Origin of the sequence: Roseivivax lentus (genome assembly GCF_900156805.1) — a bacterium.
GTDB lineage: Bacteria > Pseudomonadota > Alphaproteobacteria > Rhodobacterales > Rhodobacteraceae > Roseivivax > Roseivivax lentus.
This window is the reverse complement of sequence record NZ_FTOQ01000004.1, coordinates 294754-316562: the sequence shown is the minus strand read 5'-3', so window position 1 is coordinate 316562 and position 21809 is coordinate 294754. Positions and strand designations below refer to the sequence as shown.

The window sequence follows — 21809 nt, the reverse complement described above, 5'->3', positions numbered from 1 at the left end:
CTGCGGGAAAGTTAGGCGCCGATACACCGCCCCGGGCCCAGGAAGTCAAGCGAAAGGCCTCCGGATTTGGCGCCATGGCCCGCTTGGCGTATCCTGCACGCAGGAATCGGCGGACCGTTTTGACAGGCCTTTGCACAAGGGGGCGTTTCATGTGGGACCGGATGCTGGACTCGATCCTGTCGCGTTTCGTGACGATCGGCGATTTGCACGTCACTTGGCCCGACGGGCGTGAAACCCGCTACGGCGCGAATTCCGCGCCGCGGGCGCATGTCACGCTGAAAGACCCCTCGATCGTGCGCTTTCTCTGCCTGCGTCCCGTCCTTGCCTTGGGCGAAGGCTATGTGGATGGGCGGATCGAGATCTCCGATGCGGAGTTGCATCCGCTGCTCGCGCTGCTGCAGCGGGCGCGGGAGACCGGCGGGCGGCTGCCTCGCTGGCTCGAGATCGCGAGCGACGCGAAACTTGCGCTGAGCGTCTTCCTGCAGCGCAACTCTCCGCTCTCGTCCCGGCGGAACGTGGCGCATCACTACGACCTTTCCGATGATTTCTACCGGCTCTTCCTCGACGAGGACATGCAGTATTCCTGCGCCTATTTTACCGAACCGGGCCTTGACCTCGCCTCGGCGCAGGCGGCCAAGAAGGCGCATATCGCCGCCAAGCTGCAGCTGAAGCCCGGCCTGCGCGTGCTCGATATCGGGTGCGGCTGGGGCGGCATGGCGCTGACGCTGGCGCGCGATTACGGGGTGCAGGTCACTGGCGTCACCCTGTCCGAGAACCAGAAGGCGACCGCAGAGGCGCGGGTGCAGGCGGCGGGCCTATCGGACCGCGTCGATATCCGGCTGCAGGATTACCGGCAGGTGTCGGACCGGTTCGACCGGATCGTCAGCGTCGGCATGCTGGAACATGTGGGGCGGCCGCATTTCCGCGGCTACTTCGCCAAGCTGTCCGAGCTTCTCGACCCGGAGGGCATCGCGCTCGTCCACACGATCGGGCTGAGCCGGCGGCCGTCGCCCACCTCGCCCTGGCTGGCGAAATACATCTTCCCCGGGGGTTACGTGCCCGCGCTTTCGGACCTCGCGCCGGAGATCGAGCGCGCCGGGCTCTGGATGGCGGATATCGAGGTGCTGCGCGGGCATTACGCCTGGACGCTGCACCATTGGCGGGAACGCTTCGAGGCGTCCCTCGACCGGGTGCGCGCGATGTATGACGAACGCTTCGTGCGGATGTGGCGCTTCTACCTCGTGGCCTGCGAGACCGCCTTCGAGCAGCAGCGCCAAGGCGTGTTCCAGTTCCAGCTTTCCAAGGCGCAAGGGGCGGTGCCGGTCACCCGCGACTACCTTTACGGCGGGCACGGGGCGGGCGCGATGTCCCAGGCAGCGGAATGAACGGGGCCCGGGATCAGATCGAGATATCGAAAGCGCAGTGATCCCCGCCGGTCGCAATGCAGCAGCGTTCGGTGCAGGTGAAGTCGCGGTGCGACAGGCGCTGATACATGTGCTCGAACATCGCCGCGTAGTAGTGGCAGCAGGGTCGGTCGGTCTGGATGTTCAGGGCCAGCGGATTGTGGAACAGCGCCAGTCGTGAGGTCGTCTGGATCGCGAACATCCCCGATCCCGCGAAGGTCCAGGCATTGTGCCGCGCCGATTTCCCCACCAGCCAGGCCGAGATCGACCAGGGCATGTTCTGCAGCATCAGCCGCGCCTTGGGCGGGATGTAATGCGCAACGAAGACCTCGGCGGCGACGCGGCCCGCCATGTCCATCATCCGCGGCGCCTGGTCCGGCCATGTCTGCCAGACAAGCTGGTGCAGATGCGCGACCTTGCCCTCGGGCACGAGGTCGGCCTCGGCGGGGATTTCGATTATGCCCGAATCGTGGAAGACCTCATCGCGCGCTGCGGCGCCGATTTCGCGTTCGATAACGGCGTGCAGGGGTACGATCATGTTCGCACCCATGAGCCCCGCCTGTCTCTGCGGCGGATGGGTGGTGTCGTACGCTACTGCCATGCGGCGGCTCCTGGGGAGAGGTCGGATCTATTTTGTCTGTCTTTCGCTGCGTTTTCTAAGAATGGTCACCGCGCAGAAGAGAAGTATAGCAGAATAGACATAATTGAGTGTCAGAATATTATGACAACTTAAGTCAATAATGCTGTCATTCTTGCGCTTGGCGGGGCAATGACCCCGAGGGCGCGCGTTCGGGGCTTTCGGGCTTGAACCGGGCCTGTGCATGTCTATAACGCACGACAATTTGCGACCCGCCTCCTTCGGAGTCCGGCCACCCTTCGTCTGACGAGGACCCCATGCCCAAACGCACCGATATCTCTTCCATCATGATCATCGGCGCCGGGCCCATCATCATCGGACAGGCCTGCGAATTCGACTATTCCGGCGCCCAGGCGTGCAAGGCGCTCCGGGAAGAGGGCTACAGGGTCATCCTGGTCAACTCCAACCCCGCGACGATCATGACCGATCCCGGGCTCGCGGACGCGACCTATATCGAGCCGATCACGCCCGAAGTCGTGGCCAAGATCATCGCCAAGGAAAAGCCCGACGCGCTGTTGCCCACGATGGGCGGGCAAACGGGTCTGAATACCGCGCTCAAGCTCGAGGAGATGGGCGTTCTGGCCGAGCACGGCGTCGAGATGATCGGCGCCAACCGCGATGCCATCGAGATGGCCGAGGATCGCGCGCTTTTCCGCGAGGCGATGGACCGGATCGGCCTCGAGAACCCCAAGGCCACCATCGTCACCGCGCCCAAGAAGCCCGACGGCAATGCCGATCTGAAGGAAGGCGTGCGCATGGCGCTGGCCGAGCTCGAACATATCGGCCTGCCCGCGATCATCCGTCCCGCCTACACGCTGGGCGGCACCGGGGGCGGCGTGGCCTATAACCGCGAGGATTACGAATATTACTGCCGCTCGGGCATGGATGCCTCGCCCGTGAACCAGATCCTGATCGACGAGTCGCTGCTGGGCTGGAAGGAATACGAGATGGAGGTCGTGCGCGACCGCGCCGACAACGCCATCATCGTCTGCTCCATCGAGAACGTCGATCCGATGGGCGTGCATACGGGCGATTCGATCACCGTCGCCCCGGCGCTGACGCTGACCGACAAGGAATATCAGATGATGCGCTCGGCCTCGATCGCGGTCCTGCGCGAGATCGGGGTCGAGACCGGCGGCTCGAACGTGCAATGGGCGGTGAACCCCGAGGACGGCCGCATGGTCGTGATCGAAATGAACCCGCGGGTGTCCCGCTCCTCGGCGCTGGCGTCGAAGGCCACGGGCTTCCCCATCGCCAAGATCGCCGCGAAGCTCGCCGTGGGCTACACGCTCGACGAGCTCGACAACGACATCACCACGGTCACGCCCGCCAGCTTCGAGCCGTCCATCGACTACGTCGTGACGAAGATCCCGCGCTTCGCCTTCGAGAAGTTCCCGGGCAGCGAGCCCTACCTCACCACCGCGATGAAGTCGGTGGGCGAGGCGATGGCCATCGGGCGGACGATCCACGAGTCGCTGCAAAAGGCGCTGGCCTCGATGGAGACGGGCCTGTCGGGCTTCGACGAGGTCGAGATCGAGGGCGCCGACGATCCGGCCAATGGCCGCGCCGCGGTCATCAAGGCCATCTCCAAGGCCACGCCCGACCGGATGCGCACCATCGCGCAGGCGATGCGCCACGGTCTTTCGGATGACGACATCCACGGCGTGACCAGCTTCGATCCGTGGTTCCTTGCCCGCATCCGCGAAATCGTCGAGGCCGAGGACAAGGTCCGCGCCGACGATCTGCCGCAGGATGCCGACGGGCTGCGCGCGCTCAAGATGATGGGCTTCACCGACATGCGCCTCGCCGCGCTGACCGGCATGGAAGAACAGGCCGTGCGCGCCCATCGCACCGGGCTCGGCGTCACCGCCGTCTTCAAGCGCATCGACACCTGCGCCGCCGAGTTCGAGGCGCAGACGCCCTACATGTATTCCACCTACGAGGCCCCGCTCATGGGCGAGGTAGAATGCGAGGCGCGGCCCTCGGACAAGAAGAAGGTCGTCATCCTGGGCGGCGGTCCGAACCGGATCGGGCAGGGGATCGAATTCGACTATTGCTGCTGCCACGCCTGTTTCGCGCTCACGGATGCGGGCTACGAGACGATCATGATCAACTGCAACCCCGAGACCGTGTCGACCGATTACGACACCTCGGACCGTCTCTATTTCGAGCCGCTGACCTTCGAGCATGTGATGGAGATCCTGCGCGTGGAGCAGGACAACGGCACCCTTCACGGCGTGATCGTGCAGTTCGGCGGCCAGACGCCGCTCAAGCTCGCCAACGACCTCGAAGAGGCGGGCATCCCGATCCTCGGCACCACGCCCGACGCCATCGACCTCGCCGAGGACCGCGAGCGGTTCCAGGCGCTGGTGAACAAGCTGGGCCTGAAGCAGCCCAAGAACGGCATCGCGTCCTCGGACGCGCAGGCGCTCGCCATCGCCGAAAGCATCGGCTTCCCGCTGGTGATCCGCCCCTCCTACGTTCTGGGTGGCCGCGCGATGGAGATCGTCCGCGACATGGCGCATCTCGAACGCTACATCCGCGAGGCAGTGGTGGTGTCGGGCAAGTCGCCGGTGCTGCTCGACGGTTATCTCTCGGGCGCGGTAGAGCTCGACGTCGATGCGCTCTCGGACGGCACCGACGTGCATGTCGCAGGCATCATGCAGCATATCGAGGAGGCGGGCGTGCATTCGGGCGATTCGGCCTGCTCGCTGCCGCCCTATTCGCTGCCGATGGAGATCATCGACGAGGTGAAGCGCCAGACCGTGGCGCTGGCCAAGGGGCTCGATGTCGTGGGCCTGATGAACGTGCAATTCGCGGTCAAGGACGGCGAGATCTACCTCATCGAGGTCAATCCGCGCGCCTCGCGCACTGTGCCGTTCGTGGCCAAGGCCACCGACTCGGCCATCGCCTCCATCGCCGCGCGGATCATGGCCGGCGAGAAGCTCGCCGATTTCCCGCTGCGTCCGCCCCATGGCGACAAGATCGACTATGACACGGACGTGCCGATGGCCGACCCGATGACCCTCGCCGACCCGATGATGCCCTGGTTCTCGGTGAAGGAGGCGGTTCTGCCCTTCGCCCGCTTCCCCGGCGTCGACACGGTGCTCGGCCCCGAGATGCGCTCCACCGGCGAGGTCATGGGCTGGGACCGGTCCTTCCCGCGCGCCTTCCTCAAGGCGCAGATGGGCGCGGGCAACATGCTGCCCGAGAAGGGCCGGGTGTTCCTGTCGATCAAGGAGGCCGACAAGGGCGCGCAACTGATCGACACGGCGAAGATCCTCGTGGGTCAGGGCTTTACCATCGTCGCGACCGCGGGCACCGCAGCCTATCTGGAGGCGGCGGGCGTCAAGGCACAGGTGGTCAAGAAGGTCTATGAGGGCCGCCCGAACGTCGTCGACATGCTCAAGGACGGCGAGATCCAGCTGGTGATGAACACCACCGAGGGCGCCGCCGCGCTGGAGGACAGCCGCGAGATCCGCTCCGTCGCGCTTTACGACAAGATCCCGTATTTCACGACGCTGGCCGGGGCACACGCGGCAGCACAAGCAATCCAGGCGCGGGATGAGGGCGAGCTGGTGGTGAAGTCGTTGCAGGGGTGATTATTGAAGCCGGGTGAGCAAAAAGCGCATGTACTCATCGCCGAGCTATTGCCCGGACATATTCAATATGAACCTATCCAAAACGCCCCACCTGACTTTCTTGTCAACGATATTGCAATCGAAGTTACACGCCTGACCAAGTCCATATCTTCCCAAGGCCAAGAAGAGGTTGTCGACAGCTCATTTCCAAGTTTGGCAAAAAAAATTGAAAGACTTATAACTGAACTAAGTAAGGGCGAGGGTTGCGACACATATTTCGTTAGTTTCTCTATTGATCGCCCATTTATTTGGCAAGATGCAAAAGAGTCTATAACTAAATATCTTTCAGGCTTCAGAATCAAGCTAGGTCCTACTGATTGGCCGGTCGTTTTGGATGGCGGTGTAACGCTGTATATGATGAGGGGAACGCCAAGGCCGGGATGCGACTTTATCCTAGGCGGAAGATCCGACGGTGACGCATCGGGTTTTGTAGTAAGCGATGTATTCTCAAACCTTCAGCGAGTTTCAGCGAAAAAGTTGTATAAGATTGAGCCGTTTAAAATGAATTATCGTGAGTGGTGGCTAGTACTTGAAAACACTCTTGCCGGTTCAATAAGTGACGAAAGCTTTCTTGCGGTCGTTGAGTTGGTCTCTGCTAAGCGTGATGCCTTCAATGGTTGGGATAAGATAATAATCTTTCAGCCAGATAACCCAAAGAAATATTGGCTGGTTTTCGAAAAGTAAAAGTTCCTCCACATCCCCTCTCGCCCCTGCTAAATTGAAGTAATTACCATTGAGGACGATCACCCATGCCAAGCCATGTCATCCCCTGTATGCGATGAATCTGCATGCCCGCTGAGACAAAAGCCCCTTCCGCCTTCCGCGTCTGGAAATACGGCCTGCTCCGGTCCTGGCCCGGTGCGGTCGGGCGGCGCTATGACCGCAAATACGGCAAGTCCGTCCGCATGCGCGAATTCGCCGAGGCGCTGGCCGGATCGAAGGACCTGATCGGCGTCGATCTCGGGGCCAATCTGGGCAAGTATACCCGCCGGATGGCCGAGGCGTGCCATCATGTCTACGCCTTCGAGCCCGATCCCTGGACCGCCGAGAAGCTGCGCGCCAACCTTGACGGTTTCGACAACGTCACCATAGAGGAGGCCGCCATCGGCACCGCACCCGGCACGGTGCGGCTCTATCGCCGGGCGGATTTCTCGGAGGATCACGAACGCGCGTCCGAGGGCTCGTCGATCTTCGCGGAGAAATCGAATGTCGATACCGGCACCGGGATCGACGTCCGGGTGGTCGATTTCCTCGCCTTCGCGCGGGGTCTCGACCGCGATATCGGCGTGCTGAAGATCGACATCGAGGGTGCCGAGGTCGATCTTCTGGAGGCGTTGCTCGACGCGCCGGATGTCCTCGCGCGGATCCGGATCATCCTCGCCGAGACCCACGAGAACCGCATCCTGTCGCAGGGCGAGCGGGTCCGCGCGCTGAAGGCGCGGGTAAAGCACATGCGCGCGCCGCGGATCAATCTCTACTGGGATTGACGGGCCTCAGCCCTTGGGCATCGCCGTCTCGGCCACCTCTTCCAGCACCTTGAAATGCGCCTCGGGCAGCTTGGTCGGCAGCGACAGTTTCTGCATCACGGTGCCTTCGGCCATGTTGCGCACGGCCGTGGCGCTCAGCTTGGCGTAATCCTTCTTCCAGTGGCGCAGGAAGAGCGTGTCGTAGGAGGTGAATTTCGGCACCTTCTCCCATTCCGCCCAGAGGTCGGCGCGTTCGGCCATCATCAGGTCGAACAGCATCGCGCAGGCGAAATAGGGCGTGACGATGCCGCCGCCGCCGCGCTTGATATCGACGGCCCAGTTCGGATCCTTCGGCTGGTAGATGCGCTTCGGCCCCCGGATCGACAGCGGCCCCTGCACCGCATCCATCGCGCGCCCGATCAGGCGCAGGATATCGCCCTTGGTGCCCCGGTCGAGTTCGCGCTTGAAGCGCATGGGCCGGCGCGGAATGCGCCAGTATTCGACCATGTAGTCGCGCCAGCCGGTGATCAGCGGATGGCCGGGCACCGCGCCCAGGAACCACGTCTCGGCCATGCGTTTGCGGTAGGGGTCGTGGTAGGCGAAGAAGCCCGAAGGCATGAGCGGCGGCAGGAACGCGTCGAGCGGGCGGAGCGGCACCGTGTAGGCATCGACCCAGACGCCGCCCTCTTTCGACAGGCTCGACAACCGCACGATGTTCGAGATGCCGGTGAAGGACATCTTCGAGCCGTCGACGCCGAACGCCTCGAAATCGGGCGCGATGTCGGACCAGTCGAGGATGCGCAGGTCCCAGCTTGGGTTCATCCGCGCCCAGAGATCCCAGCAGCGCTTGATATCGTCCGGTGCGGCGTCCCGGCCCTGGTGCCAGTAGCCGAAGATGTTGCGGTTGAAGCTCTCGTCCATGGATCCTCCCGGTGGGCGGCGGCCTTTCTGTCGGGCCGGTACAGGTGTGGCACAGCGGCTCCTTGCGGGGAAGGGCGCAGGGAACGGCTCAAACGCGCCGGGACGGGTCTTGCGGCTTTCCCATCCCCCCGCGGCTCTGCTACCAGTCGGATACCGTCTAGCAAAGAGGCCGCACCATGACCAAACCCGTCATCCTGACGATCCTTGACGGTTGGGGCCTGTCCGACACGCGCGAGGCGAACGCGCCCGCACTGGCGGACACGCCGAACATGGACCGTCTGATGCGGGACTGCCCGCATGCCACGCTCATCACCCACGGGCCCGATGTGGGGCTTCCCACCGGGCAGATGGGCAATTCCGAGGTCGGGCACACCAATATCGGCGCGGGCCGCGTGGTGGCGATGGATCTCGGCCAGATCGACCTTGCGATCGAGGATGGCAGCTATTTCGAGAACGCCGCGATCCTCGACTTCGCGCAGAAGGTGGCGGAGGCCGGGGGCCGCGCGCATCTTTTCGGCGTCGCGTCGGATGGCGGCGTGCACGGACACTTGAACCACATCCTCGCCACGGCGAAGCTCTTGACCGGCAAGGGGGTCGAGGTCGTCGTGCACGCGATCACCGATGGCCGCGACGTGCCGCCGAAAAGCGCCGATGGCTTCATCGACAGGCTGGCCGAAAAGCTGCCGGAGGGCGCGCGCATCGGCACGGTGATCGGCCGCTACTACGCGATGGACCGCGACAACCGCTGGGAACGGGTCGAAACCGCCTACCGCGCCATTGTGGACGGGCAGGGCCAGGAGAAAGCGAGCACGCCCGCAAGGGCGGTCGCGCAGGCCTGGGATGCGGGCAAGACCGACGAATTCATCCCCGCCACGGTGATCGAGGGCTATGAGGGCATGGCCAAGGGCGACGGTCTTTTCTGTCTCAATTTCCGCGCCGACCGCGCGCGCGAGATCCTCGCCGCGATCTGCGCCCGGGACTTCGACGGGTTCGACCGCGACGCGCCCGAGCTTTCGGCGCGGCTCGGCATGGTCGAATATTCCGATGCGCATAACGCCTACATGGACACGGCCTATCCCAAGCGGAAGATCGTCAACACGCTGGGCGAATGGGTGGCGCGTCACGGCAAGTCGCAGTTCCGTCTGGCCGAGACGGAGAAATATCCCCACGTGACCTTCTTCCTCAACGGCGGCAAGGAAGTGCCTGAGGAGGGTGAGGACCGCTTCATGCCGAGCTCGCCCAAGGTCGCCACCTACGACATGCAGCCCGAGATGAGCGCGCCCGAAGTGACCGCGAAATTCGTCGAGGCCGTGCGCGCAGGCTACGACCTGATCGTGGTGAATTACGCCAATCCTGACATGGTCGGCCATACCGGCGATCTGGAGGCCGCGATGGCCGCCTGCGCCGAGGTGGATCGCGGTCTGGGCGAGGTCCTGGCGGCGCTGGACGAGGTCGGGGGCGCCATGATCGTCACCGCCGATCACGGCAATTGCGATGTCATGGTCGATCCCGAAACGGGCAACCCGCACACCGCGCACACGCTCAACCCGGTGCCGGTGATCCTGGTGGGCGGGCCCGAGGGCGCGCAATTGGCCGAAGGCCGGCTCGCGGATCTGGCGCCCACGCTTCTCGAACTGATGGGCCTGGAGCAGCCCGCGGAAATGACCGGGCGGAGCCTGATCCGCCGATGATCCGCGCGCTGGTTCTGTCGCTGGCCCTTTGGGTGGGGCTGCTCGCCGCACCGCTTGCGGCGCAGGATGCCGGTGCCGCGGCGCGGCAGGCGGCGGCGGCGCTCGATCAGGCGGGCCGCGATCTGGCCGCGGCAGAGCGGGCCTCGGACCGGGTGGCCGCGCTCACCGCGACCGTGCGCGCCTACGAGGACGGGCTGACCGCGCTGCGCGACGGTTTGCGCGACGCGGCGATCCGCGAGGCGGCGCTGCGGCGGGATCTGTCGGCCCGCGAACGAGAGGTCGCCTCGCTGCTTGCCGCGCTGCAGACGCTGGGCCGGGCCGACGTCGCGCAACAGCTTCTCCATCCCGAAGGGCCGCTGGGCGCCGCGCGCTCGGGCATGCTCGTCTCTGCCGTGACACCCGGGCTCGCCGCCGAGGCGCAGGCCCTTGCGCGCGATCTGCAGGAGGTCGCGACCCTGCGCCAATTGCAGGAAAACGCCGCGGAGACCCTGCGCGACGGCCTTTCGGGTGCGCAGGAGGCCCGCGCGGCGCTCAGCCAGGCGGTGGCCGACCGCACCGACCTGCCCCGGCGCTTCACTGAAGACCCGGTTCAGACCGCCGTGCTGATCGCCGCGACCGAGACGCTCGAAGGCTTCGCCAGTGGGCTGACCCAGATCACCGGGCCCGACATGGCGCCCGAGAGCGGCGCGCGGCTGGCCAAGGGCGATCTGGCGCTGCCCGTTTCGGGCCGCATCCTGCGCCGCGCGGGCGAGGCCGACGCGGCGGGTGTCGCGCGCCCCGGCATCGTGCTGGCCACTCGTCCCGAGGCGCTGGTGACGACGCCTGCCGCGGCGACGATCCGCTATGTGGGCCCGCTTCTCGATTACGGGCTCGTCGCCATCCTCGAGCCGCAGGCCGACATCCTGTTCGTCTTCGCCGGGCTCGAGACGCTGTTCGGCGCCGCGGGGCAGGTTCTGCCGGAGGGCGCGCCGATCGGCCTGATGGGCGGAGGCGACGGCACGGCTGGGACGAACAACACCTCTGTGTTACAGGCCGGCGAGGGGACTGGAAACACACGTCCGGAAACGCTCTATATAGAAGTCAGAGAAGGGGACACGCCGGTCGATCCGCTGGCGTGGTTCGCAACCGACAAGGGATAACATCTTATGCAGAAATTCGTCATGGCCGCGCTTGGCGGGACGCTCGCCGGCATCGTCGCGACGACGCAATTCGTGGGCCCGCTGCTGGCGCAGGAAGACAACCGCACCACCAGCGTCTACGAGCAGCTCGATCTCTTCGGGGACATCTTCGAGCGCATCCGCGCGCAATATGTCGAGCAGGTGGACGAGGAAGACCTGATCGAGGCGGCGATCGACGGCATGCTGACCTCGCTCGACCCGCATTCGAGCTACCTGTCGCCCGACGATGCCGCCGACATGCGGGTGCAGACCCGCGGCGAGTTCGGCGGCCTCGGCATCGAGGTCACCCAGGAAGACGGCTTCGTGAAGGTCGTCTCGCCCATCGACGGCACGCCCGCCGAAATGGCCGGCATCGAGGCCGGCGATTTCATCACCCATGTGGACGGCGAGTCGGTTCTGGGTCTCACGCTCGACGAGGCGGTGGACATGATGCGCGGGCCGGTCGGCTCCGAGATCGTCATCACCGTCGTGCGCGAAGGCGAGGGCGAGCCCTTCGACGTGGAGATCATCCGCGACACGATCACGCTGACCGCCGTGCGCACCCGCACCGAGGGCCAGACCGTGGTGCTGCGCGTGACCACCTTCAACGACCAGACCTATCCCAATCTCGAGGCGGGGCTGAAGGAAGAGGTCGAGGCGCTGGGCGGCATGGAGAACGTCAACGGCTTCGTCGTCGACCTGCGCAACAACCCGGGCGGTCTGCTGACCCAGGCGATCCGGGTCTCCGATGCCTTCCTCGACGCGGGCGAGATCGTCTCGACCCGGGGCCGCGACCCGCAGGACGGCGACCGCTACAACGCCGAAGAGGGTGACCTCGCGGAGGGCAAGCCGATCGTCGTGCTGATCAACGGCGGCTCCGCCTCGGCCTCCGAGATCGTCGCGGGCGCGCTGCAGGATCATCGCCGCGCCATCGTCGTGGGCACCAAGTCCTTCGGCAAGGGGTCGGTGCAGACGGTGATGCCGCTCCGGGGCGACGGCGCGATGCGCCTGACCACGGCGCGCTATTACACGCCGTCCGGCCGCTCGATCCAGGCGCTGGGCGTCTCGCCCGACATCATCGTGGCCCAGCCTCCGCGCCGCCCCGAAAGCGAGGAGGACGAGGAGGCCAGCGGCCTGCCCACCCGCACCGAGGCCGACCTGCGCGGATCGCTCGACAATGACAGCCTCAGCGAGGACGAGCTGCGGCAGATCGAGGAAGACCGCGAAAAGGCCGAGACCGCCGCGGCGCTGCGCGAGGAGGATTACCAGCTGGCCTATGCCATCGACATCCTGAAGGGGCTCTCGGCGCTGGGTCCGAACGTCCAGGCGCTAAGCCAGGGCGCCGCGCCGGCCGAGACCGTGGCCGACACCGAGTGACTTCGCATCGGGCGCCCCCAGGGGCGCCCGACCGCCATCCGAGGACCGTCATGTCGCCCGAAGAGATCGCAAAGCTGCCCTATCGTCCCTGTGTCGGCGTGGTCCTCGCCAATCCCGCAGGCGAGGTCTTCGTGGGCCAGCGCTTCGAAACGCCGGAGCCCGCCTGGCAGATGCCCCAGGGCGGCATCGATCCCGGCGAAACGCCCGCCGAGGCCGCGCTGCGGGAATTGTGGGAGGAGACCGGCGTGCCGGCGGACCTCGTCCGGCAGGAGGCCGAAACGCGCGACTGGCTGTCCTATGACCTGCCGCACCACATCGTGCCGCGGATCTGGAAGGGGCGCTATCGCGGCCAGACCCAGAAGTGGTTCCTGCTGCGCTTTCTCGGCGAGGATGACCAGGTGAACATCGCCACCGCACATCCCGAGTTTTCCGAATGGCGCTGGCTGCCGCCGGACGCCGTGGTGGAGCAGATCGTGCCCTTCAAGCGTCCCGTCTACGCCGCGGTGATCGGCGAATTGAAGGAACACCTGTGATGCGCGCCGCGATCCTTGCCGCCTGTCTGACCCTGACCGCGGCGCCGGCGCTGGCCCTGTCCTGCCTGCCCGCCGACATCGCGCGCGACTACCAGCGCGCGGAGGAGGATGACGCGGCCTGGATCGTCGTGACCGGCAAGCTGACCTTCGACGAGGCGCGGCTGCCCGAGGTGGACATGGACCGCCAGCAGGAGACGCCGCCCGAAACCGACATTCCCGCGCGCATTGCCGGCGGATCGCTGGGCCCCGAGGGGTTCACCCGGACCTTCACGCGCGACATCACCCTGCGCGTGCTGTGTTTCGGTCCTTGGTGCGGTTCTGCGCAAAGCGGCGGGGATGTCTTGGCCTTCCTCAAGCAGGAGGGCGCGGATTTCGTGGCCATGGCCTCGCCCTGTCCGGGCATGCTTTATCCCGATCCGACGCCCGAAATGCTGGAGACCGTGACCCGCTGCTTCAACGGCGGGCGATGCACGCCGAAGATCGGACGGTGAGGCACGGAATTTTCGTGAAAATTCCGATGAGATTTTTGCGAAAAATCTCGCGCCCGGATCAGCCGTCGCGCAACCGTTCCAGCACCCGAAGCGACACGTAGCCGTCGGGCCGCACGCCCTGCGCCCGCTGGTAGGTGCGGACCGCCGAGATCGTCAGCGGCCCGATCCGGCCGTCGATCTTTTCCGGGTCGAAGCCGGCGGCGCGCAGCCGGGTCTGCAGCTCGATCCGCTCGTCGAAGGTCAGCGCCCGGTCCGTCCGGGGCCAGTCGCCGGTCAGCGGACCCGCGCCCGCGATCCGGTCAGCCAGGTGCCCCACCGCGATGACATAGGCATCGGCGGTGTTGTACCGCTCCAGCACCTCGAAATTCTCCGAGATCAGGAAGGCCGCGCCATCGGCGCCCGCGGGCAGCAGCAACGACAGCGCCGTGCCATCGGGCATGTCGGGTTGACCCACGGGCACGACGCCCAGGTCGCGCCATGCCTCAAGCGTCATGGTGTTGTCGCGGCGGGCCTGCATGTAATCGAAGGGCTCCGGCAACAGGACCTCGATGCCCCAGGGCACGTCCGTCTGCCAGCCATGGTGCTGCAGGTAGGCTGCGGACGAGGCCAGAGCGTCGCGCGGATCGTCCGACCAGATATCGCGCCGCCCGTCGCCGGTATGGTCGATGGCCAGATCGAGATAGGATGACGGCATGAACTGCGTGTGCCCCATCGCCCCTGCCCACGAGCCGCGCAGCCGGTCGGGCGTCGTCTCGCCGGTCTCGAGGATGGTCAGCGCGGCCAGCACCTCGCCTTCGAAAAACTCCGCGCGGCGGCCTTCATAGGCCAGCGTCGCCAGCGCGGCGAGGGTGGGCGTGTCGCCGCGATAGCCGCCATATGCCGATTCGAGGCCCCAGATGGCGGTGACAACCTCGGCCGGAACGCCGTATTGCGCCTCGATCTCTTGCAGTGTCGCGCGGTGATCGGCCAGCGCGCGGCGGCCGTTGGCCACGCGCGCATCGGACACCGCGGTGTCGAGGTAATCCCAGATCGTCTTGGTGAACTCGTTCTGGCGGCGGTCCCGCTCCACGATCTTCGGATCGAACCGCGCGCTGGCGAAGGCCGCGTCATAGGTCCGGTCCGAGATCCCGGCCGCGCGCGCGGTCCGCCGGAACCCGGCGATCCAGCGCTCGAACCCCTGTTGGGACAGGGCGGAGAGGCTGGCCAGCGACGTGACCTCGGCCGAGGCGAGGACAATCGGGCGAGCCTTCGGACGCGGCCCCTCGAAAGGGGCCTCGGCGCCGGCGGGCGGGGCAATCGCCACGAACGACAGAAGAACGGCGGAGAGAACGGGAATGCGCATCACGAAACCTGCATGTGACGGGTGAAACGGGCTGCTCTTTTGCGTCGCAGCCTACGCCAGTCGCGCCCGGCGGCAAAGCGCGCGATCGCCCGCGCGCGATGCTTTGCCGATTAGCGCTGGCGGGATCGGCGGGCTTTCACCTTGCCGGTCTTGCTGTCCTTCTTCTTGGCGCGCGCGAGCTTGCGCTTGGGCGACGTGCCGGGCTTCTTGCCGCGCCCGCCGAAGCGTCCCGGTCCGCCGCGGCCCCCGCGTCCCGTCCCCTGCGGCATCTCGCGATCCTCGAGCGTGATCAGCTCGAAGGCGATGCCGCCCGTGACCGGTGCGGCCTCGGTCAGCTTCACCGTGACGCGCTGGCCGAGCCCGATCACCGTGCCGGTCTCGGACCCCATGAGGGTGCCTTCGTCGCGGTCGAAGTGGAAATATTCGCGCCCGAGATTGCGCATCGGGATCAGCCCGTCCGCGCCGGTCTCGTCGAGCTTCACGAAGACCCCGAACTTGGCGATGCCGGAAATCCGTCCGGTGAACTCGGCCCCCACGCGATCCGACAGGAAGGCCGCGAGGTAGCGGTCGGTCGTGTCGCGCTCGGCCACCATCGAGCGCCGCTCGGTTTCGGAGATGTGCTGCGCCGTGGCGTCGAGCTTGTCGAGATCGCCCTCGGACAGCCCGTCATCGCCCCAGCCATGCGCGGTGATCAGCGCGCGGTGCACGATCAGGTCGGAATAGCGCCGGATGGGCGAGGTGAAATGCGCGTAATTGCGCAGCGCGAGGCCGAAATGTCCGAAATTCTTCGGGCTGTAATACGCCTGCGTCATCGCCCGCAGCGTCGACAGGTTGATGAGCTCCGCCTCGTCCGAACCCGCGGCCTGCGCCAGAAGCTGGTTCAGATGCGAGGTCTTCAGCACCTGCCCCTTGGCCAGCGTGAGGCCCGCCGCCTCAGCGGTGTCGCGCAAGGTGTCGAGCTTGTCGTCGGGCGGCTCCTCGTGGACGCGGAAGAGAAGCGGCGTCTTCTTGGCGCTCAGCGTCTCGGCTGCGGAGACATTCGCGAGCACCATGAATTCCTCGATCAGGCGGTGCGCATCCAGCCGGTCGACGAAATTCACGCTTTCCACATGGCCGTCCTCTGAGAGCTGGATGCGGCGCTCCGGCAGGTCGAGATCGAGGGGCTGGCGCTGCGCACGCGCGGCGCGCAAGGCGGCATAGGCGTCGTAGAGCGGCGCGATCACGTGCTCGGTCAGGGGCGCGGTCCTGTCGTTGGGCGCGCCGTCGCGCGCGGCCTGCACCTCCTGGTAGGTCAGCGCGGCGGAGGACAGCATCAGCCCGCGCACGAAACGGTGGCTTTTCTTGTTGCCCTCGCCGTCGATCACCATGCGCACGGCGACGCAGGCGCGCGGCACACCTTCGTGCAGGGAGCAGAGATCGCCCGACAGCCGGTCGGGCAGCATCGGCACGACGCGGTCGGGGAAATAGCTGGAATTGCCGCGTTTGCGGGCCTCGCGATCGAGCGCGGAGCCGGGGCGCACGTAATGCGCCACATCGGCAATCGCGACCCAGAGGACGAACCCGCCCGCGTTCTTCGGGTCGTCATCGGGCATGGCGAAGACCGCGTCGTCGCGGTCGCGCGCATCCGCGGGGTCGATGGTGATGAGGTCCATGTCCCGCAGGTCGACCCGGTCGCCAAGTCCCGCGGGCGTCATGCGGTCGGCCTCGTGGATCACTTCGTCGGGGAAGGCGTCGGGAATACCGTGCTGGTGGATCGCGATCAGCGACACCGCCCGGGGCTCGGACGGATCGCCGAGCCGCGCGGTGATGCGGGCGCGGGGATTGCCCATGCGGCCCTTGGGGCCGATCTGTTCGGCCTCGACCAGTTCGCCGTCCTTGGCGCCGCCGCTGGCATCGGGCGCCACGCGCCATTCGCGATCCGCCCCCTTGTCGATGGGCTTGATCGCGCCGCCTTCGGAGTTTTTGCGGAAGATCCCCACGATCTTCAGCGGGTTCGACCCGATCCGGCGGATGAGCCGCGCCTCGTAATGGTGGTCCTCGGCCTTCACCTCCTGCAGGCGCGCGAGGATGCGGTCGCCCGCCCCCAGCGCCGGATCGCTTTCGCGCGCAACGATCAGGATGCGCGGTTCCGCCCCGCTGCCGTTCCATTCCATAGGCTTGGCGAAGAGATCGCCATCGTCGTTCGGCGCGCGCACTTCGAGCACGCTGACCGGGGGCAGGCGGTCGGGATCGCGATAGGTCTTCTGACGCTTTTCGAGATGCCCCTCGGCCTCGAGATCCTTGAGGATTTTCTTCAGGTCGATGCGCTGGGCACCCTTGATGCCGAAGGCCTTCGCGATGTCGCGCTTGGCCGTCTGCGTGGGGTTCTCGGCGATCCAGTCGAGGATCTCCGCCTTGGTGGGAAGCTTTGCCATGACGCGCCACCTAGCACGCGCATGGGGGGGCGTCACGCGGGATCAGGGGGCGCGGCGCATCATCCGGTGCGGCACGCCTTCGTCGTCGTAATCCGCGCCGTAGGGCAAGAAGCCGAGGCTTGCATAGAACGGCATCGCCCGGACCTGCGCGCCAAGCGCCACGATGCCCACGCCGCGGTCCGCGAAATGCTGCAGCCCGGCCCGGACAAGGGCGGCGCCGACGCCGCGGCCGCGCCCCTCCGGCAGCACGCAGATGCGTCCGATCCGGCCTTCGCCGTCTGCCATGTAAAGCCGCGCGCAACCGATGGGCGCCCCGCCGTCCGAGGCCAGAAGATGCCGCGCCGCCCTATCGAGCCCGTCGAACTCGGAGGCCTCGGTGAAGCCCTGTTCGCGCACGAAAACCGCCATGCGCAGTGCGCGGACCGGCGCGAAATCCGTGGCCTCGGCGATGCTCAGCGTCACGCGAAATAATCCGCCAGGATGCGGGTATATATCGCCTTCAGCTGGTGCACGTGATCGGTCCGGACCCGCTCGTCGACCTGGTGCATCGTCTCGCCCACGAGGCCGAATTCCACGACCGGGCAGTGATCGCGCACGAAACGGGCATCGGACGTGCCGCCCGTGGTCGACAGGACCGGCGCGATGCCGGTCTCGGCCTCGACCGCGCGGGCGACCAGATCGGAGAGTGGCCCGGGCGGGGTCAGGAAGGCCTCGCCGGAGATCTTGATCTCCATCTCCGTCCTGGTGCCGAACGCCGCATCGACCTTCGCGACCTCGTCGCGCAGCCAATCGGACAGCGATGCCCCGGAATGGCTGTCGTTGAAACGGATGTTCAGAAGGCCCCGCGCCTCGGCCGGGATCACGTTGGTGGCCGGGTTGCCCACATCCATGCTGACGACCTGCAGCGAGGAAGCATCGAAGTGATCGGTGCCCTGGTCGAGCTCGTGCGCGGCCAGCCGGTCCAGAAGCCTGAGGAGCGCATGGCACGGGTTCTTCGCACGATGCGGATAGGCCGCGTGCCCCTGCACGCCGCGCGTCGTGATCCAGGCCGACATCGATCCGCGCCGCCCGATCTTCATCATCTCGCCCATTTCCGAGGGGCAGGTAGGCTCGCCCACGAGGCAGACATCCATCGCCTCGCCCGCGCCCTCCATCCAGTCGAGCAACGCGCGCGTCCCGTCGACCGCCGGGCCCTCCTCGTCGCCGGTGATGGCGAGGATCAGCGCGCCGTCGGGGGGCGTGTCGGTGACGAAATCGAACGCCGCCGCGACGAAGGCCGCGACGCCCGACTTCATGTCTGTGGCGCCCCGGCCCCAGAGGTAGCCGTCCTTTTCCGCCGCGCCGAAGGGGTCGACGGACCACGCGTCGGGGTCGCCCAGCGGCACCACGTCGGTGTGGCCGTTGAACCCGAAGGTCCGCGCGTGGCCCTGCGCGCCCCAACGGGCGAAGAGGTTCGCGACGCCGCCCCGGTCGACGCGGGTGCAGGTGAAGCCCGCCGCCTCGAGCGTGCTTTGCAGCAGCGTCAAGGCACCGCCCTCTTCGGGGGTGATGGATGGACAGCGGATCAGGTCGGCGGTGAGGCGAACGGGATCGGTGGGCACGGGACCTCCTCGGACGGGCATCTGTGGCGCGAATGCCGCGCAACTTGCCGGGTTATCGACGAATTTCGAAGAAGTGTTAAGTATCGCCGCAAGCGCGCGGTTACCATCGCGGCAAAACGGGCGCCCGATCTGCGGCATTTCGCGGAAACGGGCGACAGAGGCGAAGGCAGATAACGTGACACAGGCAACGGGCCGGATGCATTGCATGGCGCCGCGCCGGCAAGGCCGCGCGGCATGAGCTGGATCGCGTTGTCCGGAAACGATATCGACTGGACCTGTCCCGACAGGTTCGGGCCGGACCTGGTCAGCCGGAACCAGTTCCTGATCCGCGGCTCCCTCGTGATCGAAACGCGCCTGTCGCCCCACGGGCGGCCGCAGACGCTTCTGGGTTACGAACGGCGGCATCCCTGGACGGGGCGCATTTCGCTGCAGGCAGTGCCCGGCGGCGGCGTCGTGGTGGTGCTGAACCAGGGTGGATCGCATTTCCACACCGTGATCCCGCCGGAAAGCGGCGCCCGGACGGAAACGCTGCGGCTGACCTTTTCGTGGGACGCGCCGGCGCGCTGGGGCCGGCTGTCGGTGGAGCGGCCGGAAAGCGCGGGTTTCCGGATGATCGAGACGCCGCCCCCGCCGCCGCTGATGCTCGAGGATATCTACACGATGATCCATCGCCCGCAGCTTTGCGAACGGGATGCGGATGTGCTGTTCTTCGCCGTTTCGGACGCGATCGAGCCCGTGGGGCCGCAGCCCGCGCTGGCCAGCAACGCGGTGATCGAGACGCAGCACGGCACCAAGCGCGCCTGCGACATCCGCAAGGGCGAGCTTGTCCGCACGCTAGGCGGCAGCCTGCAGCCGGTGCTGAAAGTGGTCCAGCGCACGGTGCCGGCGCTCGGCTCCTTCCAGCCCGTGCGGCTGCGCGCGCCCTATCTGGGGCTCGTGCGGGACGTGACCGTTGCGCCGCATCAGCGGCTGGTGATCGGCGGGTCCGAGGTGGAATACATCTTCGGTCACGAGGCGGTGCTGATCCCGGCGGATGCGTTGTCCAACGGCTTCACCGGCCTGCGGGATACCCGGCGCAGTTTCGTGCAGTATTTCCAGTTCGTGCTGCCGCGCCATGATGCGCTTCTGATCGCGGGGGCCGCCTTCGAAAGCCTCTATCTGGGCCGCTTGCGGCGCAAGCGCGCGCTCGTTCCGGCGACGCTTCTGGCGGATATGGATCGGGCGAGCTTTCCCGAGCATGTGCGCGCGGGCTACCAGGTTCTGCGTCCCTTCGAGGCGGTGACGCTGGCCGAGGCACGCGCGGCCTGATCGGCGCGTTCAGCCCTTGTGGGTGGCCTTGTCGAAATACGGGGTGATCTGGGCCACCACGACGGAATTCTCCTCGAGGGCGCGGGCCATGAGGGCTCGTTCCTCGGCGTCGATCTCGTGCCCGGCCTCACGGCGCTCGTCCTCGGTGCCGTAGCCCGTGACATCGAGCGGCGCCATATCCGCCTGTTTCAGGATCGCCACGGTCTCGCGCACGGCCTCGGCCTCATCGACGCCCGACGCGTAGCACATCAGCGCCGCGCCGGTCGCGCCATCGGGCAAGCCGTCGCCGGACTTGCGCCCGAGTTCCACGACCAGCGTGTAGACTTTCTGTTTCGATCCGGTCTTGGTCATGCGCGCGTGCATGATGGGCAATGCGGGGGCTTGTCAACAACCATGCCGCCCGCCGCCTCCGGCCCTAGCGCTTGATCGCGCGCCAGCCGCCGATCAGGATGCAGGCGCCGATCAGGCCCACGACCAGTTGCGACACCCACCATCCCGAGGCCATGATGCCGAGGATGCCCAGGAGCCAGTTGGCGAAGATCGCCCCGACGATCCCGAGGATGATGTTCAGGAACAGCCCGGTATCGGCCTTCATGATCATGCTCGCGAACCAGCCGGCAAGGCCGCCGACGATGATCGATCCGAAAAATCCAAGTCCCATGACGTCTCTCCTTTTCTGTCTGCGCCCCGTCTGCCCGGTCGCACCGGGTCATGCGAATATCTCCGTCACGAGCGCGGTGAGGTAAATCCCCATCATCAGCACGCTCTCGATGCCGATGCGGCCTGGCCCCTCGCGCTGGCGCAGGATCAGGCCGGCCAGCAGGACGGCGGTCATCAGAAGGCCCGTGGCCAGCCAATAGGCGTCGTTCGTGCCGGTGGCGTGGTACAGCGATCCGTCGCGATAGGCGATGTCGCCCGCCACGAGGAACAGCGTGTCGAAGGTGTTGCCGCCGATGATCCCGCCCACCGCGAGCTGCAGGGCGCCGCGGCGCACCGCCACCAGCGTGGTGACGAATTCCGGCAGCGAGGTGACCACGGCGGTGATCACGGCGCCCACCAGCGACGAGGACAGCCCGAAGCGCGAGATGAACACCCCGCCCGCCTGGCTGATGACCCAGCCGCCCAGTCCCATGATGGCCACAAGTCCTGCAAATTGCAGCGCCGGGCCGCGCACAGAGTGGCCCGCTTCCTCCGCATCCTCGGGCGCATCGTGGCGGGTATCCGAGGTGCGCACCGGGCGCCACATCGGATCCTCGCGCACCGAGGCGGCCAGCCGGACACCGGCCAGATAGACGAGAAACAGCAGCACCGAGGCCGGGTGAATGCCGAGATAGGCGATATCCGGCCCCGACATGGCGCAGAGCGGAATGCTGAGAAGGATGATCAGCATCACCGCCTGGAAAAGGTTGGCAGGCTCCGCAGCGGCATGTTCGAGATTGGCGCGCTTGTGCAGCAGATCGGCGATGGCGAGGAACAACGTCTGCGCCGCTATGCCGCCCACCGCGTTCGAGAAGGCGTAGCTGGCATCCCCCGAGGCGGCGGCGTTGACCGACACCACCACGCCCGCCAGAGAGGTCGCGCCGCCGAGGATCAGACCGCCCGCCATCGCCTCGCCGATCTGGGTGCGGTCGGCAATGATGTCCGCGAGGCGCGTCGCCTTGATCGACGCGATCACCACTGCGGTCGCGGCAAGGGCGAACACGGCGAAGAGAAGCGGCGATGGAAGGCTTGCGATCATGAAAACGGCCCGGCTCTGTCACTCGGACAACCACCGGGCCGCAGATTTGTTTCAATCCGCGCAGAAGCCGCGCGGACGCCGCGCAGGAT

19 protein-coding genes are annotated in these 21809 nt (G+C 66.6%); 10 read left to right on the top strand and 9 right to left on the bottom strand.

Annotation, left to right across the window (positions count from 1 at the left end; genetic code table 11):
- The first annotated feature begins 149 nt into the window (after nucleotides 1-149).
- Nucleotides 150-1385 (top strand): SAM-dependent methyltransferase, encoded by a 1236-nt coding sequence (locus BW990_RS10280; protein ID WP_076447898.1) that lies wholly within the window; start codon nucleotides 150-152, stop codon nucleotides 1383-1385.
- A gap of 13 nt (nucleotides 1386-1398) precedes the next feature.
- On the opposite strand, the gene bchJ is transcribed toward BW990_RS10280, so the two are convergent.
- A complete protein-coding gene (gene bchJ, locus BW990_RS10275) occupies nucleotides 1399-2004 on the bottom strand; it encodes a bacteriochlorophyll 4-vinyl reductase (RefSeq protein ID WP_083950541.1) in 606 nt (201 codons plus the stop codon).
- Nucleotides 2005-2297: 293 nt separating this feature from the next.
- Here bchJ and carB point away from each other — a divergent pair, with 293 nt between their 5' ends.
- The 3 genes from carB to BW990_RS10265 all read left to right on the top strand — a co-directional run bounded on the left by carB (nucleotide 2298) and on the right by BW990_RS10265 (nucleotide 7168).
- Nucleotides 2298-5642 (top strand): carbamoyl-phosphate synthase large subunit, encoded by a 3345-nt coding sequence (gene carB / locus BW990_RS10270; protein WP_076447892.1) that lies wholly within the window; start codon nucleotides 2298-2300, stop codon nucleotides 5640-5642.
- Between the two features lie 3 nt (nucleotides 5643-5645).
- Entirely contained in the window at nucleotides 5646-6365 is a 720-nt protein-coding gene (locus BW990_RS21300) for a hypothetical protein (protein WP_143526134.1), read from the top strand.
- A 104-nt stretch (nucleotides 6366-6469) separates the two neighbouring features.
- On the top strand, nucleotides 6470-7168 hold the full coding sequence (locus BW990_RS10265; protein WP_076447888.1) for an FkbM family methyltransferase: 699 nt from the start codon (nucleotides 6470-6472) through the stop codon (nucleotides 7166-7168).
- A 6-nt stretch (nucleotides 7169-7174) separates the two neighbouring features.
- Here the strand turns inward: BW990_RS10265 and BW990_RS10260 are convergent, their stop codons facing one another.
- Entirely contained in the window at nucleotides 7175-8068 is an 894-nt protein-coding gene (locus BW990_RS10260) for a capsular polysaccharide synthesis protein (protein ID WP_076447885.1), read from the bottom strand.
- A 176-nt stretch (nucleotides 8069-8244) separates the two neighbouring features.
- Here BW990_RS10260 and gpmI point away from each other — a divergent pair, with 176 nt between their 5' ends.
- The 5 genes from gpmI to BW990_RS10235 are packed head-to-tail and all read left to right on the top strand — an operon-like array spanning nucleotide 8245 to nucleotide 13317.
- The gene (gene gpmI, locus BW990_RS10255; RefSeq protein WP_076447883.1) at nucleotides 8245-9759 is read left to right on the top strand and encodes a 2,3-bisphosphoglycerate-independent phosphoglycerate mutase; all 1515 of its coding nucleotides are present in this window, start codon (nucleotides 8245-8247) and stop codon (nucleotides 9757-9759) included.
- Nucleotides 9756-10898 (top strand): murein hydrolase activator EnvC family protein, encoded by a 1143-nt coding sequence (locus BW990_RS10250; RefSeq protein ID WP_076447881.1) that lies wholly within the window; start codon nucleotides 9756-9758, stop codon nucleotides 10896-10898. The genes gpmI and BW990_RS10250 overlap by 4 nt, the downstream gene beginning before the upstream one ends.
- A 6-nt stretch (nucleotides 10899-10904) precedes the next feature.
- On the top strand, nucleotides 10905-12293 hold the full coding sequence (locus tag BW990_RS10245) for a S41 family peptidase (RefSeq protein ID WP_076447879.1): 1389 nt from the start codon (nucleotides 10905-10907) through the stop codon (nucleotides 12291-12293).
- 50 nt (nucleotides 12294-12343) lie between these two features.
- Nucleotides 12344-12826: an RNA pyrophosphohydrolase gene (locus tag BW990_RS10240; protein ID WP_076447876.1), complete on the top strand. Its 483-nt coding sequence runs from the start codon at nucleotides 12344-12346 to the stop codon at nucleotides 12824-12826.
- A complete protein-coding gene (locus tag BW990_RS10235) occupies nucleotides 12826-13317 on the top strand; it encodes a hypothetical protein (protein WP_234990209.1) in 492 nt (163 codons plus the stop codon). Before BW990_RS10240 ends, BW990_RS10235 begins: the two co-directional genes overlap by 1 nt.
- A 58-nt stretch (nucleotides 13318-13375) precedes the next feature.
- Here BW990_RS10235 and BW990_RS10230 read toward each other — a convergent pair whose 3' ends face one another.
- From BW990_RS10230 to dapE, 4 genes are all read right to left on the bottom strand, one after another.
- A complete protein-coding gene (locus BW990_RS10230; protein ID WP_076447871.1) occupies nucleotides 13376-14659 on the bottom strand; it encodes a lytic murein transglycosylase in 1284 nt (427 codons plus the stop codon).
- 110 nt (nucleotides 14660-14769) lie between these two features.
- Nucleotides 14770-17073, bottom strand: a complete 2304-nt coding sequence (gene rnr / locus BW990_RS10225) for a ribonuclease R (protein WP_076447869.1) — start codon at nucleotides 17071-17073, stop codon at nucleotides 14770-14772.
- A gap of 42 nt (nucleotides 17074-17115) precedes the next feature.
- Nucleotides 17116-17535 (bottom strand): GNAT family N-acetyltransferase, encoded by a 420-nt coding sequence (locus tag BW990_RS10220; protein ID WP_076447867.1) that lies wholly within the window; start codon nucleotides 17533-17535, stop codon nucleotides 17116-17118.
- The gene (gene dapE, locus BW990_RS10215) at nucleotides 17532-18674 is read right to left on the bottom strand and encodes a succinyl-diaminopimelate desuccinylase (protein ID WP_407690131.1); all 1143 of its coding nucleotides are present in this window, start codon (nucleotides 18672-18674) and stop codon (nucleotides 17532-17534) included. Before dapE ends, BW990_RS10220 begins: the two co-directional genes overlap by 4 nt.
- Nucleotides 18675-18908: 234 nt before the next feature.
- On the opposite strand from dapE, the gene BW990_RS10210 reads away from it, so the two are divergent.
- Nucleotides 18909-19982 carry a Hint domain-containing protein gene (locus tag BW990_RS10210; RefSeq protein ID WP_076447861.1) on the top strand — a complete coding sequence of 358 codons (1074 nt, stop codon included), beginning with the start codon at nucleotides 18909-18911 and terminating at the stop codon, nucleotides 19980-19982.
- Nucleotides 19983-19991: 9 nt separating this feature from the next.
- On the opposite strand, the gene BW990_RS10205 is transcribed toward BW990_RS10210, so the two are convergent.
- From BW990_RS10205 to BW990_RS10195, 3 genes are all read right to left on the bottom strand, one after another.
- Nucleotides 19992-20333: a hypothetical protein gene (locus tag BW990_RS10205; protein WP_076447993.1), complete on the bottom strand. Its 342-nt coding sequence runs from the start codon at nucleotides 20331-20333 to the stop codon at nucleotides 19992-19994.
- 64 nt (nucleotides 20334-20397) lie between these two features.
- Nucleotides 20398-20643, bottom strand: coding sequence for a GlsB/YeaQ/YmgE family stress response membrane protein (locus tag BW990_RS10200; protein ID WP_076447858.1), 246 nt, complete (start codon nucleotides 20641-20643; stop codon nucleotides 20398-20400).
- Between the two features lie 48 nt (nucleotides 20644-20691).
- Nucleotides 20692-21720 (bottom strand): sodium:calcium antiporter, encoded by a 1029-nt coding sequence (locus BW990_RS10195; protein WP_076447856.1) that lies wholly within the window; start codon nucleotides 21718-21720, stop codon nucleotides 20692-20694.
- Nucleotides 21721-21809 lie beyond the last annotated feature (89 nt).

Bases quoted from the DNA above. Each gene is read 5' to 3' on its own strand.
- BW990_RS10260 (WP_076447885.1), bottom strand. From the start codon at position 8,068: ATGGACGAGAGCTTCAACCGCAACATCTTCGGCTACTGGCACCAGGGC.
- gpmI (WP_076447883.1), top strand. From the start codon at position 8,245: ATGACCAAACCCGTCATCCTGACGATCCTTGACGGTTGGGGCCTGTCC.
- BW990_RS10205 (WP_076447993.1), bottom strand. From the start codon at position 20,333: ATGACCAAGACCGGATCGAAACAGAAAGTCTACACGCTGGTCGTGGAA.
- rnr (WP_076447869.1), bottom strand. From the start codon at position 17,073: ATGGCAAAGCTTCCCACCAAGGCGGAGATCCTCGACTGGATCGCCGAG.
- BW990_RS10280 (WP_076447898.1), top strand. From the start codon at position 150: ATGTGGGACCGGATGCTGGACTCGATCCTGTCGCGTTTCGTGACGATC.
- BW990_RS10195 (WP_076447856.1), bottom strand. From the start codon at position 21,720: ATGATCGCAAGCCTTCCATCGCCGCTTCTCTTCGCCGTGTTCGCCCTT.
- BW990_RS10245 (WP_076447879.1), top strand. From the start codon at position 10,905: ATGCAGAAATTCGTCATGGCCGCGCTTGGCGGGACGCTCGCCGGCATC.
- BW990_RS10265 (WP_076447888.1), top strand. From the start codon at position 6,470: ATGCCCGCTGAGACAAAAGCCCCTTCCGCCTTCCGCGTCTGGAAATAC.
- BW990_RS10230 (WP_076447871.1), bottom strand. From the start codon at position 14,659: ATGCGCATTCCCGTTCTCTCCGCCGTTCTTCTGTCGTTCGTGGCGATT.
- carB (WP_076447892.1), top strand. From the start codon at position 2,298: ATGCCCAAACGCACCGATATCTCTTCCATCATGATCATCGGCGCCGGG.
- bchJ (WP_083950541.1), bottom strand. From the start codon at position 2,004: ATGGCAGTAGCGTACGACACCACCCATCCGCCGCAGAGACAGGCGGGG.
- BW990_RS10210 (WP_076447861.1), top strand. From the start codon at position 18,909: ATGAGCTGGATCGCGTTGTCCGGAAACGATATCGACTGGACCTGTCCC.
- BW990_RS10240 (WP_076447876.1), top strand. From the start codon at position 12,344: ATGTCGCCCGAAGAGATCGCAAAGCTGCCCTATCGTCCCTGTGTCGGC.
- BW990_RS10250 (WP_076447881.1), top strand. From the start codon at position 9,756: ATGATCCGCGCGCTGGTTCTGTCGCTGGCCCTTTGGGTGGGGCTGCTC.
- BW990_RS10200 (WP_076447858.1), bottom strand. From the start codon at position 20,643: ATGGGACTTGGATTTTTCGGATCGATCATCGTCGGCGGCCTTGCCGGC.
- BW990_RS10235 (WP_234990209.1), top strand. From the start codon at position 12,826: ATGCGCGCCGCGATCCTTGCCGCCTGTCTGACCCTGACCGCGGCGCCG.